Source organism: Bordetella petrii (genome assembly GCF_000067205.1).
GTDB lineage: Bacteria > Pseudomonadota > Gammaproteobacteria > Burkholderiales > Burkholderiaceae_B > Bordetella_A > Bordetella_A petrii.
In genome coordinates, this window is record NC_010170.1 from 378,773 (window position 1) to 393,850 (window position 15,078).

The 15,078-nt window shown below is 66.5% G+C and carries 11 protein-coding genes; 4 read left to right on the forward strand and 7 right to left on the reverse strand.

Annotated features, from left to right (window positions below; genetic code table 11):
* Window positions 1-209 precede the first annotated feature (209 nt).
* The 4 genes from hemE to BPET_RS01740 all read left to right on the forward strand — a co-directional run bounded on the left by hemE (window position 210) and on the right by BPET_RS01740 (window position 7,063).
* Window positions 210-1,286, forward strand: a complete 1,077-nt coding sequence (gene hemE, locus BPET_RS01725; RefSeq protein WP_012247370.1) for a uroporphyrinogen decarboxylase — start codon at window positions 210-212, stop codon at window positions 1,284-1,286.
* A 347-nt stretch (window positions 1,287-1,633) separates the two neighbouring features.
* The gene (locus BPET_RS01730) at window positions 1,634-3,715 is read left to right on the forward strand and encodes a primosomal protein N' (RefSeq protein WP_012247371.1); all 2,082 of its coding nucleotides are present in this window, start codon (window positions 1,634-1,636) and stop codon (window positions 3,713-3,715) included.
* A gap of 2 nt (window positions 3,716-3,717) precedes the next feature.
* A complete protein-coding gene (locus BPET_RS01735; protein ID WP_012247372.1) occupies window positions 3,718-5,775 on the forward strand; it encodes a UvrD-helicase domain-containing protein in 2,058 nt (685 codons plus the stop codon).
* Between the two features lie 304 nt (window positions 5,776-6,079).
* A complete protein-coding gene (locus tag BPET_RS01740) occupies window positions 6,080-7,063 on the forward strand; it encodes an IS110 family RNA-guided transposase (protein ID WP_012247065.1) in 984 nt (327 codons plus the stop codon).
* A gap of 347 nt (window positions 7,064-7,410) precedes the next feature.
* On the opposite strand, the gene BPET_RS01745 is transcribed toward BPET_RS01740, so the two are convergent.
* Genes BPET_RS01745 through BPET_RS01775 form a run of 7 tightly spaced genes read right to left on the reverse strand, consistent with a single transcriptional unit; the run spans window position 7,411 to window position 15,035 of the window.
* A complete protein-coding gene (locus BPET_RS01745; protein ID WP_012247373.1) occupies window positions 7,411-8,538 on the reverse strand; it encodes a M20 family metallopeptidase in 1,128 nt (375 codons plus the stop codon).
* A gap of 34 nt (window positions 8,539-8,572) precedes the next feature.
* Entirely contained in the window at window positions 8,573-9,475 is a 903-nt protein-coding gene (locus BPET_RS01750) for a hydrolase (protein ID WP_012247374.1), read from the reverse strand.
* 14 nt (window positions 9,476-9,489) lie between these two features.
* Window positions 9,490-10,491 carry an ABC transporter ATP-binding protein gene (locus BPET_RS01755; RefSeq protein ID WP_012247375.1) on the reverse strand — a complete coding sequence of 334 codons (1,002 nt, stop codon included), beginning with the start codon at window positions 10,489-10,491 and terminating at the stop codon, window positions 9,490-9,492.
* The gene (locus BPET_RS01760; RefSeq protein ID WP_012247376.1) at window positions 10,488-11,471 is read right to left on the reverse strand and encodes an ABC transporter ATP-binding protein; all 984 of its coding nucleotides are present in this window, start codon (window positions 11,469-11,471) and stop codon (window positions 10,488-10,490) included. Before BPET_RS01760 ends, BPET_RS01755 begins: the two co-directional genes overlap by 4 nt.
* On the reverse strand, window positions 11,468-12,388 hold the full coding sequence (locus BPET_RS01765) for an ABC transporter permease (protein ID WP_041862630.1): 921 nt from the start codon (window positions 12,386-12,388) through the stop codon (window positions 11,468-11,470). Before BPET_RS01765 ends, BPET_RS01760 begins: the two co-directional genes overlap by 4 nt.
* 4 nt (window positions 12,389-12,392) lie before the next feature.
* Entirely contained in the window at window positions 12,393-13,370 is a 978-nt protein-coding gene (locus BPET_RS01770; RefSeq protein ID WP_012247378.1) for an ABC transporter permease, read from the reverse strand.
* A 42-nt stretch (window positions 13,371-13,412) separates the two neighbouring features.
* Complete coding sequence (locus BPET_RS01775; RefSeq protein ID WP_012247379.1) at window positions 13,413-15,035, reverse strand: ABC transporter substrate-binding protein; 1,623 nt, start codon at window positions 15,033-15,035, stop codon at window positions 13,413-13,415.
* Between the last annotated feature and the right edge of the window lie 43 nt (window positions 15,036-15,078).

Here is a 15,078-nt window from a genome sequence, read left to right on the forward strand (position 1 = left end):
CGGGCGGGCGAAAATCGTTAAACGATGGTCTCGCACCAGTCCAATTTACACCCCTATGGTGGCGGCGGACGGCGGCGCGCATGAGAATGGTCATGGAAACGGAAGATGCCGCGACGGCGCCGGCGAGGGCGCGGGGCGGCTTGCGGCCGCCCATCGTTGATGGAGCGCTCGAAGGTTAAAATCACGGCTTCCGTTATTGAAGGATAGTCGTGTCCGCTGCCGCCTTGAAGAACGACGTGTTCCTGCGCGCCCTGTTGCGCCAGCCCGTCCCTTATACCCCCATCTGGCTGATGCGCCAGGCGGGACGTTATCTGCCCGAATACAACGCCACGCGCGCGCGCGCCGGCTCGTTCATGGGGCTGGCGCAAAACCCCGACTACGCCGCCGAAGTCACGCTGCAGCCGCTGGCGCGCTACGACCTGGATGCGGCGATCCTGTTTTCCGACATTCTGACCGTGCCGCACGCCATGGGCCTGGGGCTGGATTTCGCGCCTGGCGAGGGTCCGCGCTTTGCGCGGCCGTTGCGCACCGAAGACGACGTGGCCCGCCTGGCGGTGCCCGACATGGAATCGTTGCGCTACGTCTTTGACGCCGTGGCCGTCATCCGCCGCGAGCTCGACGGCAAGGTGCCGCTCATCGGTTTTGCCGGCAGCCCCTGGACCATTGCCTGCTACATGGTCGAAGGCCGCGGCAGCGACGACTACCGGCTTATCAAAACCATGCTGTATGCGCGCCCCGATCTGCTGCACCGCATCCTCGAGGTCAACGCGCAGGCCACGCTGCAATACTTGAACGCGCAAATACAGGCGGGCGCCCAGGCGGTCATGCTGTTCGACAGCTGGGGCGGCGTATTGGCAGATGGCTTGTTCCAGCAGTTTTCCCTGGCCTACACGCGCAAGGTGGTGGCCGGCCTGATCCGCGAACACCAGGGCCGGCGCGTGCCCGCCATTGTGTTCACCAAGGGTGGCGGCCAATGGCTTGAAGCCATCGCCGCCTGCGGCTGCGATGCCATCGGCCTGGACTGGACGGTGAATCTGGGCCAGGCCCGGCAGCGCACCGGCGACGCCGTGGCCTTGCAGGGCAACCTCGACCCCATGACGCTGTTCGGCGGCAGCGAGGCCATACGCGCCGAGGCGCGCCGTACGCTGGATGCCTTCGGTCCGGTGGGCACGGGCGGCCACGTGTTCAACCTGGGGCATGGTATTTCGCAATACACCCCCCCCGAAGCGGTGGCGGAGCTGGTCGACGAAGTGCACACATACAGCCGCGCCTTGCACGCCAAGTAAGTGGCCGCTTACGCGCTTAAAGCCGCTGCCAGCACGTTCCTCGTTGACACTTGTGCACAGCAACGAGGCAACTCGGGATAACCCCCAATAGCTGGCAGCGATTCTGGAAAAAGTTTATAAGTGTATGAATATAAAAAGAAAATAATCGTGTTGTGGCGTGCCAGGCTATGCTGTTGCACGATTCATATTGACATGATGCAAGGTTGTTGGCTGTTTTTCCCCAAAGTTATCCACAGGCTGTTGTGAATTCTGCGTTTCACTCCAGCCTGACAATCTGTTAGCTGCAAAACCAAGAATTCACTTTAACTTGCAAATATCCGTGGTCGTGCTCTCTGTTTTCGTTTCCCATGCCTGAGGCGCCCGACGGCGACGGTTCGCACGCGAACGCCTGGGTGCGCGTGGCGCTCGACGTGCCGCTGGCCGGCCTGTTCGACTACCGCGCTCAAGGTGCGGTGCCCGCGGGCACGCGCGTGATCGTGCCGTTCGGCCGGCGCAAGCTGGTGGGCGTGGTGGTCGACAACCCCGCGCAGCCATCGGTCGATGCCGCGCAGGTGCGCGACGTCGAGCATGTGCTGCAAGACCTGCCGCCTTTGCCGGCCGACTGGCTGCGCCTGGCGCGCTTCGCGGCCGACTACTACCAGCGGCCGCTGGGCGAAGTCATGCTGCCGGCCATGCCGCCGCCGTTGCGCAAGCCGTCGGCTTATCTGGGAAAGCGGTCGGGGCAGGGGCCGGTGGCGCGGCAGGATGCGCGCAAAGCCCGGCCCGCGGCTGCGCCCACACCCCCCGACCAGGCCCCAGAACTCAACGCCGACCAGCAAGCGGCGGTCGAGGCCGTGGCGGCCCTGGCAGGTTTCAAGCCGGTGCTGCTGCATGGGGTCACCGGCAGCGGCAAGACCGAGGTCTACCTGCGCGCCGCGCAGCGCGTGCTGGCGGCGGGGCGCCAGGTGCTGTTGCTGGTGCCCGAGATCAACCTGACGCCACAGCTCGAAGGCGCGTTGCGCGCCCGCCTGGAATCGGTGCTGGGCGCCGAGGGCCTGGCCGTCATGCACAGCGGGCTGTCCGATGGCGAGCGGTTGCAGGCATGGGTGCGCGCGCAGCGCGGCCAGGCGCGCATGCTGCTGGGCACGCGCATGGCCATCTTCGCGCCGCTGTCCGAGCTGGGCCTGATCATCATCGACGAAGAACACGACGCTTCGTACAAGCAGCAAGACGGCCTGCGCTATTCGGCGCGCGACCTGGCGGTGTGGCGCGCGCGCGACCTGGATATTCCGGTGGTGCTGGGCTCGGCCACGCCATCGCTGGAAAGCTGGCACCATGCCTTGCGCGGGCACTACCTGCGGCTGGGGCTGCCGGGCCGCGCGCGGGCCAGCAGCCTGCCGACGGTGCGGCTTATCGATACGCGACGCCTGGCCATGCGCCAGGGCATGTCGCCGCAACTGACCGATGCCATCGGCCAGCGGCTGGAGCGCGGCGAGCAGTCGCTGGTGTTCCTGAACCGCCGCGGTTACGCGCCGGTGCTGCATTGCGCGTCGTGCGCGTGGGTCAGCCACTGCCCGCGGTGTTCGGCCTTCACGGTGCTGCATCGGGCCGCCGGACGCGGCCATCGGCTGCACTGCCACCATTGCGGCTACCAGGCGCCGGTGCCGCGCGCCTGCCCCGAATGCGGCGACCAGGACCTGGAGCCCATGGGCCGAGGCACGCAGCGCGTCGAAGAGCACCTGGCCGAGCTGTTTCCCCAGGCGCGCATCTCGCGCATCGATGCCGACAGCACGCGCCTGAAGGGCAGCGCGCAAACCTTGTTCGCGGCCGTGCACGCAGGCGAGGTCGACATCCTGGTCGGCACCCAGATGGTGGCCAAGGGGCACGATTTCGCGCGCCTGGGCCTGGTGGGCGTGCTTAACGCCGACTCGATGCTGTTCGCGCACGATTTCCGCGCGCCCGAACGCCTGTTCGCCCAGCTGATGCAGGTGGCGGGCCGGGCCGGGCGCCATAACGGCGGCGGCGAGGTGCTGATCCAGACCGGCTACCCTGAACAGCCTGTCTACCAGGCTTTGCTGCGCCACGATTACGCGGGCTTCGCCCGCCATGCGCTCGAAGAGCGTGAAACCACCGGCTTGCCGCCGTTCGCCTACCAGGCGCTGCTGACTGCCGAGGCGCGCGAACTGGCCCAGGCGCTGGCGTTCCTGCAGCAGGCGCGCGCGCTGGCGGCCGACAGCGATTTTCCCGGCATCGCCGCGCTGACGCTGTACGACCCCGTGCCGTTGCGCGTGGTGCGCGTGGCCAATATCGAGCGCGCGCAGCTGCTGCTGGAAAGCGCCAGCCGGCCCGCGCTGCAGGCGTTCCTGGCCGCATGGTCGGCATATCTGCCCGCGATGGCGGCCGAGGCGCGCGTGCGCTGGCAGCTGGAAGTCGACCCCCTCGAAATCTGATCATGTCCGACAGTGCACCCATAGGCCACGGCCTGAACCCCGCCCAGAAAGAAGCCGTGCTGTACCTGGACGGCCCTTGCCTGGTGCTGGCCGGAGCGGGCAGCGGCAAGACGCGCGTCATTACGCAGAAAATCGCCTACCTGCTGCGCGAATGCGGCTACATGGGCCGCAACGTGGTGGCGCTGACTTTCACCAACAAGGCGGCGCGCGAGATGGACGAGCGCGTCAAGACGCTGGTCGACCGCAAGCTGGCTAAGGGCCTGACCATCAGCACGTTCCATTCGCTGGGCGTCAGGATGCTGCGCGAAGAGGCGCGCCATGCGGGGCTGAAGCCGCAGTTTTCCATTCTGGACGCGGACGACGCCATGGCGATCATCCAGGAACTGCTGGCCACCACAGACCGTGGCCGGCTGCGCGCGGTGCAGTCGATTATTTCGCTGTGGAAGAACGCATTGCTCGGCCCCGACGACGCGGCGCGCACGGCCGCAACGCCCGGCGAGGTCGAGGCGGCCAATGTGTATCGCAACTACAGCGCCACGCTGGCGGCCTACCAGGCCGTGGATTTCGACGACCTGATACGCATTCCCGCGCAGCTGCTGGAAAACAACGAAGAGGTGCGCACCCGCTGGCAGAACCGCGTGCGCTACCTGCTGGTGGACGAATACCAGGACACCAACGTGTGTCAGTACCGGCTGGTGCAGCTGTTGTGCGGCGACCGCGCAATGTTTACCGCGGTAGGCGACGACGACCAGGCCATCTACGCCTGGCGCGGCGCCACCATCGAGAACCTTGCCAAGCTCACCACCGACTATCCTCAGCTCAAGCTGATCAAGCTGGAACAGAATTACCGCTCGGTGCAGCGCATTCTGGCGGCGGCGAATACGGTTATTGAAAAGAACCCCAAGCTGTTTGAGAAAAAGCTGTGGTCGGACCTGGGCGTGGGCGAGCCCATCGTGGTGTCGCCCATGGAAAACGACGAGCACGAGGCCCAGTCGATCGCCATGAAAATATCGGCGGCCCGCTTCGAGCGGCAGGCGCAATGGAGAGATTTCGCCATTCTGTATCGCGGCAACCATCAGTCGCGCATTCTGGAACAGGCGCTGCGCAACCTGAAGATTCCGTACACCATCGCGGGCGGGCAGAGCTTCTTCGACAAGGCCGAGGTGCGCGACATTCTGGCTTATCTGCGCCTGATCGCCAATGACGACGACGATCCGGCTTTCATTCGCGCAGCCACCACGCCCAGGCGCGGCATCGGCCAGGCTACGCTGCAGGTGCTGGGGCAGTACGCGGCCCAGCGCGAGGTCTCGTTGCTGGCCGCAGTGGCCGAAAGCGGCCTGGAAAGCCTGCTGCAGCCGCGCCAGCTGGATTCGCTGCGCACCTTCGCCGAGTTCATCCGCCGCATCCAGTGGCGCGCCGGGCGGGGCCGCACCGACGGCGCCGGCTCGGCCGAGCCGGCCGGGGCCATTCTTGACGACATGCTGGGGGCGATCCAGTACGAGCGCTACCTGTATGACACGCTCGAAGAAAAACCGGCCCAGACGCGCTGGGAGAACGTGTTGGAGCTCACCGGCTGGCTCAAGCGCAAGGCCGATGAAGACGGCATGTCGTTGTTCGACCTGGTGCAGCATGTGGCACTGATCACTATGCTCGAGCGCGGCGAAGAAGAAGAGCCCGATGCGGTCAAGCTGTCGACGCTGCACGCGTCCAAGGGGCTGGAGTACCCGCACGTGTATCTGGCGGGCGTGGAAGAAGGCCTGTTGCCGCACCTGGGCAAAGACGACGAAGACGGCGACCCGGCGCGCGCCGCCGAGAGCCTGGCCACTCGCATCCAGGAAGAGCGGCGGCTGATGTACGTGGGCATTACGCGCGCCCAGCGCAGCTTGAACCTGAGCTGGTGCAAGAAGCGGCGCCGCGCCCGCGAAGACATGGTGCGCGAGCCTTCGCGCTTTATCGAAGAAATGGGCCTGGGCGACGTCGCCATACAAGAAGACGAAGCCACCAAGGCCATGAGCCCCAAAGAGCGCCTGGGCATGCTGAAGGCGCTGCTGAAGAAATAGCGCTGTGTGCGGGGCTGGTGGCGGGCTTCGCAGGGGCTTCTGATATGGGCGGCGATATCGCTTGCATCGGTGTCTGACACCCTTGTATCTTGAGCGCGGTAGTGATTAGCTATCGCTACTAGCGGATCCGGTGAGTTTGTTCTGACACGGAAAGCCTGGACTTTGTGACGCAGATTAGGCCCCGGATTCGCGCCTCTGAGAGCCGACTGGATGCTGGACGGTAGCCTAGGGCATAGTGACCCTGCATGAACAAGGCAAGTGGGCGCAGTGGGCTTGGGGGCCATTTTACTAGGAGTCCAAGTCGATGTTTTTTCTGGGAATTGACGTCTCAAAGGCCAAGCTCAACTGCGCGCTGGTCGGCGCCGAGGGCGATAAGCGCAAGACCAAGGTGGTGGCTAATACGGTGGCCGGGATTCAGGCGCTGTTAGGCTGGTGCGCCAAGCAAGGCGCGCAGCCCGAGCAGTTGCACGTGGTGCTCGAGCCGACCGGGCCGTACCACGAGCAGGCGGGCACCGCGTTGCATGAGGCGGGGGCCACGGTCTCGATGATCAATCCGGCGCAGGCGCGCGATTTTGCCGGTGCGCTGGCGGTGCGCACCAAGAACGATGAGCTCGACAGCTACGTGCTGGCCCGCTATGGCCAGGCGCTGTGCCCGCCGGCCTGGCAGCCGGCGCCGCTGCACGCGCGGCAACTGCGCGCGCTGCTGGCCCGGCACGAGGCGCTGGCCAAGGATCTGCAGCGTGAGCTCAACCGGCAGGAGAAGGCCCAGTTCGGCCAGTCGCCCGAGCCGGTCACCGGCTCGATCGACAAAAGCGTGGCGTTCCTGACCGAGCAGATCAAGCGTCTGGAGCGCGCGATCAACGACCATATCGACCGCCATCCCGACCTGAAAGAGGACCGGGACCTGCTGACCAGCATCCCGGCGGTCGGCCCACAGACCGGCAACGCGTTGCTGTCGATCATGCATAACCGGCGCATTGAATCGCCGCAGGCGTTGGCGGCCTATCTGGGCCTGGTGCCCGTACAGCGCCAGTCCGGCACCAGCCTGAACGGCCGGCCTCGGCTGTCCAAGACCGGGCCGGCTCGGGTGCGGGCCACCCTGTACATGGCCGCGGTCGTGGCTGTGCGCCATAACCCCCACATACAGGCGCTCTATGCCCGCCTGCTGGCCGCCGGCAAGAGCAAGATGGCTGCTCTCGGCGCCGCCATGCGCAAGCTCGCTCACTTATGCTTCGGCGTGCTTAAAAACCGCACCCCTTATCGCAGCGATTACGCGTTACCCGCTTGACTGCCAAGACGGTATCTGCGGGAGTCAGACACCTGACAACGCCGAACGGCTGACACAGCCGAACACCTGACAACGCCGAGCGGCTGACACAGCCGAATACCTGACAACGCCGAGCGGCTGACACAGCCGAATACCTGACAACGCCGAGCGGCTGACACAGCCGAATACCTGACAACGTCGAGCGGCTGACACAGTCGTGCACCTGACACAACCGAACACCTGATACAGCGAATACGGCTGGCAGAGCCAAGGCCGTGGCAGGTGTCAGGCTCCCGAAGGGTGCCTGACACCGTCCTGTGGCCGAATGGTGCCTGACAACTCCCGGCAAGCCGCGCGGTGGATCTGCCTTACGCCAGTTCGCGCAGCAGCAGTTGCCAGAATTTCGCGCGGGTCTGCAGGGTGGAAACCAGGATGTACTCGTGCAGGGTGTGGGCCCCATCGCCATCCGCCCCCAGGCCGTCGAGCGTGGGCACGCCCATGGCCGAGGTGAAGTTGGCGTCGCTGCCGCCCCCTGTCATGGGGGCTTCTTCCAGGTCGAAGCCCGCTTCGCGCGCGTAGCCTTGCGCCAGTTCCAGCAACGCCGCGGCGGCATCGGTGCGTACCATGGGCGGCCGGTTGAGTTCGACGTCGATGTCCAGCTCCACGTCGGGCCCCACCGCGCACAGGTTGCGCATGCGGCGCAGCACGTCTTCGGCCGCGCCCATGTCGGGCACGCGGAAATCGACCACGCAGCGGCATTGGGCCGGCACCGTATTGGTGACCGTGCCGCCGGCAATGGTGCCTACGCTGACCGTCACGCCGCGTTCGTAGTCGGTCATGGATTCCAGCGCCAGCACCTGGTGCGCCATTTCCCGGATGGCGCTGCGGCCCTTTTCGTGTTGCATGCCGGCGTGGGCCGGCCGGCCCTTGACGTTAAGGCGCAGCATGCCGGTGCCCTTGCGGGCCGTGACGCACTTGCCGCCGTTGGGGCGGGCCGGCTCGCAGACCAGTCCGTACTTGGCGTTGGCGGCGTAGCGCTCGATCGAGGCGCGCGAGGCATGGCTGCCGATTTCTTCATCGGGCACCATCAGGAAATCCACCGGCAGGCGTGTGCTGTCAGGCTGCGCCAGCGTGGACAACGCGGCCAGCGCCAGGTAGATGCCGCCTTTCATGTCGTAGCTGCCGGGGCCGTACAGGCGGTCGCCTTCGATGCGGCAGGGGTTGTCCTGCAACGTGCCGATGGGGTGTACGGTGTCCAGGTGCGCCAGCACCAGGATGCCGGGGCGCGTATCGCCGGCCGCGCGGTTGGTGGCATACAGCAGCGGGCCCGTATCCGCGCCCAGCGGCGTGACCTCGACCGTCAGGCCGGCGGCGCGCGCCTGCGCTTCGACCAGGGAGGCCATGGCGGCCACGCCTTGCGGCGAGTTCGATGGCGATTCGCATTGCACCCACGATTGGATGCCGGCGACGAGTGCTTCGGTAGAGGGCAATGACATGCTGCGCGTTCCTGGTGGGCGGTGGAAGAAAGGATCAGGCAACCTGCTGGCCAGCCAGCCGGGCCAGTTCGGCGTCGCTGGGCAGTTTGCCTTCGAACCAGAGACTGGCGCAAGCAGCCGACATGGCGCGCCCGTCGTGGCCGATGCCGGGCACGGTCTGCAGCTTCCAGCCGAACGGCACGCCGCGGCGCTGCGCCTCGCGCTGGCCCGCTTCGAAATAATGATGGGCGCGCGCATAGCGGTGCGGACCCTGGCGCAGCGCGGCAGGGTCGGACGGCAGGTTGGGGTCGTCGGTGGCGATGTCCTGGTCGCCTGCCAGGATGGTCATGGGGTAGGCCAGCAGGCGCACCAGGTGTTCTTCAGTCAGGCCCACGCCGTCCAGGCCTTCGGGATAGCGGTGATCGAAGGTGGGCAGGGTGTACCAGCCCGGGTTGGCGGCGGTGACGGCGCAGAAGGGCGCGTGCGGCTGGCTGCTCATCAGGCGGTGCACGAACTGGCCACCGGCCGAATGGCCGAACAGGTGGGCCTGCTCGACTTCGGTGATGCCGGCCGCGCGCAGGTCGGCGAAAACCTTGGCCACCAGCGCGTACGTCCAGCCGTCGATGTGGCGGGGATTGCCGCCGGCGCTGAAGACGCGGCCATTGTTGTAGCTATCGACACCGGGCCAGATGTCGTTCGAAAACGTCGGCGCGACGATCAGCACGTTGTGCTTGTCGGCGGCCGGGATCCAGAAGTCGCGGTAGTCGTCGCCGTTGCGCAGCACGCCGTGCTGCACCATGACCACCGGGCGGTCGGGCGTGTAGCCGTAGGGGCGATAGGTCTGCAGCGTGAACGGGCGGTCGGCATTGCGGTCGTCGTCGACATAGGCAATGGCGTTGCGGCCGGCATGGCCCAGTTCCCGGGCGATGCGGTCGGCGTTGGACATCTCTGCTTTCATGGAGGGCGGCGAAACTAGGGGTTGAGGTGACAGGCCGACCAGTGGCCGGGCGCGATTTCTTTCAGGGCGGGCGCCTGCTCGCGGCAGCGCGGCATGGCGTGCGGGCAGCGGGGATGGAACGTGCAGCCCGGCGGCGGGTTCAGCGGCGACGGGATCTCGCCCTGGATGGGCGTGAACTTGCGGCCGCGCCGGCTGACGTCGGGTACTTCGGCCAGCAGGGCCTGGGTATAGGGGTGATTGGCGCGGGTAAAGATCTCGGCGGCCGGCGCCCGCTCGACGATCTTGCCCAGGTACATGATGGCCACGCGGTCGGATATATGTTTGACCACCCCCAGGTCATGGCTGATGAACAGGTACGTAAAGCCGTGCTGTTCGCGCAGGTCCATGAACAGGTTGATCACCTGCGCCTGGATCGATACGTCGAGCGCGGCCACCGGCTCGTCGCACACCAGGAACTTGGGCGACACCATCAGCGCGCGGGCGATGCCAATGCGCTGGCGCTGGCCTCCGGATATCTGGTGCGGAAAGCGGTCGCGGTATTCGCGGTCGAGCCCCACTTCGGACAAGGCGCGGTCGATGCGCGCGGGAATTTCGGCCGGCGGGGCCAGTTTATGCACTTTCAGGGCCTCGCCCAGGATCTGGCGCAGGCGCTGGCGCGGGTTCAGCGAGGCCTGCGGGTCCTGGAAGATCATCTGCACGCCCAGCGTGTAGGCGAGCAGGTCGGCGCCGCGCAGGCTGGCGGTAGAGCGGCCCTGGTACAGCAGTTCGCCTTCGGTCTGGCGATGCAGGCCGGCCACCACGCGTCCCAGCGTGGACTTGCCGCAGCCCGATTCGCCGACCAGGCCCAGCACCTCGCCGCGCTGGATGGCCAGGTCTACGCCATTGACGGCGTGCACCGTGCGGCGGTCGATGGGTTTGCCGGCCAGCGCCAGCATGCGCTGGGCCAGGTCGGGATGGTGCTCGAAACGCTTGTGGACGTTGCGCAGTTCGATGACGGGAGTTTCTTGCGGGGTCATGCGGTGGCGGCCTCGCGGGCGATCGGTACGTAGCAGCGGAAACTGCGCGGGCCTTCCTGCACGGCGGCGGGAGCCTGTTCGGCGCAGCGGGTGATGGCGTTGGGGCAGCGCGGGCGGAACGCACAGCCGGCGGGCCGGCCCGCCAGGCTGGGGGCCATGCCCTCGATCTGGTGCAGCCGCGCGCCGGGCGCGGCGTTGGCCGGCATCGAGTCGAGCAGGCCACGGGTATACGGATGGCGCGGCGCGTCAAGCACCTGCTCGACCGGGCCGGCCTCGACAATGCGCCCGGCATACATCACGGCCACATGGTCGGCCAGCTCGGCCACCACGCCCAGGTCGTGGGTGATCCAGATGAGGGCGGTGTCGTTCTTGCGGCAGATTTCCTGCATGCGATACAGAATCTGACCCTGGATGGTGACGTCCAGCGCGGTGGTGGGCTCGTCGCAGATGATCAGGTCGGGGTTGTTCAGCATGGCGATGGCGATGGCCACCCGCTGCCGCATGCCGCCCGAGAACTCGTGCGGATAACTGTCCAGGCGTTTCTCGGGGGCGGGAATGCCCACCATGGCGAGGGCCTCGCGGCAGCGCTCGCGGGCCTGGGCGGCAGGCACGGCCTCGTGCGTGAGGATGGCTTCCATCATCTGCTCGCCGATGCGCAGCACCGGGTTCAGCGTCATGAGCGGATCCTGGAAGATCATGGCGATGCGGTTGCCGCGCAGGCGGCGCATGCCTTCTTCATCGAGCATGCGCAGGTCCTGGCCCTTGAACAGCACTTCGCCGGACACCACTTCGCCCGGCGGGTCGATCAGGCCCAGCAGCGAAAAGCCGGTGACCGATTTGCCCGAGCCGGACTCGCCGACCAGGCCCAGGATTTCGCCGCGGCGCACGGTCAGGTCGACGCCATCGACCGCCGGCCAGGCGCCGGCTTCGGTATGAAAAGCGGTGCGCAGCCCGCGCACCTGAAGAATCACGTCGCTCATGCTCGTCGCGGGTCCAGGGCTTCGCGCAGGCGGTCGCCCACGATGTTGATGGTAAGAATCAGCAGCAGCAGGGCCACGCCCGGGAACATGCTGATCCAGTAGTCGCCCGACAGGAGGTACTGGAAGCCGTTGGCGATCAGTAGGCCCAGCGATGGCTCGGTAATGGGCACGCCCACTCCCAGGAACGACAGCGTGGCTTCCAGCGCGATGGCGGTGGCGATCTGGATGGTGGCGAACACCATCACCGGCCCCAGGCAATTGGGCAACAGGTGGAACACCATGATGCGCCAGGCCGGAAAGCCCAGGTTGGCGGCGGCTTCCACGTATTCTTTGCGGCGTTCCTGCAGGGCGCGCCCGCGCATGATGCGCGCGTAGTGCGCCCATTGCACCACTACCAGCGCCAGGATCACCTTGTCGACGCCGCGGCCCATCATGGCCAGCAGCACCAGCGCCACCAGGATGGTGGGAAAGCCCAGGATGAAGTCGACGATGCGCATCAGCATGGTGTCGACGAAGCCGCCTACGTAGGCAGCCACCAGCCCGGCCATGCTGCCGATGGCGGTGGCCAGGCCTACCGCCGACAGGCCCACCATCAGGCTGATGCGCAGGCCGTACAGAATGGCGCTGAGCATGTCGCGGCCCTGGTCGTCGGTGCCCAACAGGTAAATCTTGCCGTCCATCGAGGCGGCGCCTGGAGGCAGGCGGCCGTCGAGCAGGTTCAGGTTGGCGAGGTCGTAGGGGTTTTGCGGCGCGAAGAACGGCGCGGCCAGCACCACCACCATCAGGATGATCAGCGCGATGGCCGAGCCGGTGACGGTGGGGCGGCCGCGCAGTTTTTTCAGGATGGCGGCGCGGCGCGGGGTCTCGGCCAGAGGCTGGATGGTGCGCGTGCGGCCGGGGGAAGATGAATGTGCCATGGCGTTACTGTGCGGGAGCGACGAGCTGCACGCGCGGGTCGAGCGCGGCATAGAGAATATCGACGATGAAGTTGACTATCACGAAGATCAGCGTCACCAGCATGACGTAGGCCACCACCACCGGGCGGTCGAGCTGGTAGACGCTGTCGATCAGCAGCTTGCCCATGCCGGGCCAGGCGAACACGGTTTCAGTGATAGTGGAATACGCGATCAGGCTGCCGAACTCCATGCCCACCACCGTGACGACCGGAATCAGGATGTTGCGCAGGATGTGCCGACGCACGATGCGTCCGGGGCGCACGCCCTTGGCGCGCGCGAATTTCACGTATTCCTGCGATTGGGCCTCGGCCACGCCGGTGGCCGTCAGGCGCAGCACCAGCGCGATATTGGCCAGCGCCAGGTTGACGGCCGGCATGATGACGTGCGACCAGCCGTTGGCCGTCAGGATGGACAGCGGCACGCCCAGCACGCTGACCGTCTCGCCGCGCCCGGAGGCGGGCAGCCAGCCCAGCCACACGGCGAACAGCAGGATGAGCATCATGCCTTGCCAGAAGTTGGGCAGCGAAAAGCCCAGCACCGAGGTCGCCATGATGCCGCGGCCCAGCGGGCGGTCGCGGTACAGGCCGGCCACCAGCCCGAGCGGGATGCCGATCAGACAGGTCAGGGTGATGGCCACCACCACCAGTTCGAAGGTGGCGGGGATACGCTGCACGATCAGCTCGATGGCAGGGATGCCGTGCACGAACGACGTGCCCAGGTCGCCGTGCAGGGCACGCCACAGGAAGGTGAAATACTGCTGCCAGATGGGCTGGTCGAGCCCCAGGCGGGCGATGGTGGCCGCGCGGGCCTCCACCGTGGCCTCGGGGCTGACCAGCAGCTCGATCGGGTCGCCCACGGCATACACCGCGAAAAACACCACGACCGAGACGGCCAGCATCACGAATAGGCTTTGCAGCAGCCTGCGCAGGGTAAACAAAACCACGTTATGCGTTCCTTGGGGTCTTGCGAAAACTACCGGCCGGCCCTATTGGGCCGCTTTGACCGGCTTGACTGATGTGGCCAGAGTGTACTGGTCCGCGCGCCCTTCGTAGGTCAGCCCCTTGCGGAACGCCCAGATGCTGCTTTCGAAATGCAGCGGGATGCTGGGCAGGTCGGCCAGGGCGATGGTCAGGGCCTGCTGCAGCAGTTTTTCGCGCTTGGCGTCGTCCACGGTAGTGACGGCCTGGCGGAATACCTTGTCGAGTTCGGGATTCGAATAGCGGCCGTAGTTGCTGGTGCCCATGCCCAGGTCCGGCGCGTACGAGGTTACCCAGTACTGCAGGAACGACGAGGCTTCGCCGGTTTCCGACGACCAGCCGCCCATGGCGAAGCTGAACTCGCGCTTGGCGCGCTTGGGGAAGTACACCGAGCGGGTCATGGCGTCGACGTGCGCCTTGATGCCCACGCGCGACAGATATTGCGCCACGGCCTGGGTGATCTGGCCGTCGTTGATGTAGCGGTCGTTGGTGGACGACAGCGTCATTTCGAAGCCATCGGGGTAGCCGGCTTCGGCCAGCAGCTTCTTGGCGCCCTCGGGGTCGTATTTCAGTTCGGGCGGATGCGGCAGCGTGCCGAACATGCCGTCGGGCAGGAACTGGTTGGCCGGGGTGGCCATGCCGTCCATGATGCGCGCCACGATGGTCTTGCGGTCGATGGCCATGCTGATGGCGCGCCGCACGCGCACGTCCTGCAGCGGGTTCTTGCCGTTGGGCGCCTTGACCAGCGGGCTGGCATCGCGGCCGACGTCGAACTGGAAGTACACCACGCGCACCGAAGGCGTGACCACGTAGCCGAAGCCCGGCGTGCTCTTGATGCGCTGCACGTCGCGGGCGGCCGGGCTTTCGATCACGTCGAAGTCGCCGGCCAGCAGGCCGGTCAGGCGCGAGCCGGCATTGGGCACCGGCACGAAGGTGACGCTGCGCCATTCGGGCTTGTCGCCCCAGTAGCCGTCGTTGCGTTCGAGCTCGATGCCGGCGCCCTTCACGTACGACTTCATTTTGTACGGGCCGGTGCCGATGGCGTCCTTGCCGCTGTTGAAGTCGGCGACCTTGGGCCAGGGGCCGGTCACGCCGCACTTGTTTTCCAGGTCGAAGGTGATGGGGCCGTGCTCGACGATGCCGCTCCAGAGGATGCCGGTGCGGGTCAGGTCGTTGGCAAGCAGGGGATAGGGCTTGAGCGTCTTGATGCGCAGCGTGTGGGCGTCGGTGGCCTGCACGTCGGCGAACTTCTTCACCACCGCCGCATACGAGCCGGCGATGGATTCTTCATTGTTCATCGCCCTGCAGAAGGTGAAGATCACATCCTGCGGGGTGAGCGGCTGGCCGTTCGAGAACTGCACGCCTTCGCGCAGCTTGAATTCCCAGGTCGTGTCGTCCAGCGCCTTCCACGACGTGGCCAGGCCGGGAACCAGGCTCATCTTGGCGTCCTGCGCCACCAGGGTTTCGAAGATTTGCGAGGCCATCGCATTGTTCGGCGTGGCCTGGTGGTAGTGCGGGTCCATGGCCGTGGGCTCGGAAGCCAGTGCGATCTTCAGCGACTGGGCTTGCGCGCCGGCGGCCAGGCCGAACAGCGCGGCCATGGCCGCCGCGCGGATGCAGGAAGCGTGCATGGGTGTTTTCTCCTGGGCGTAGGGCTTTCGTTGTCGGTACCGC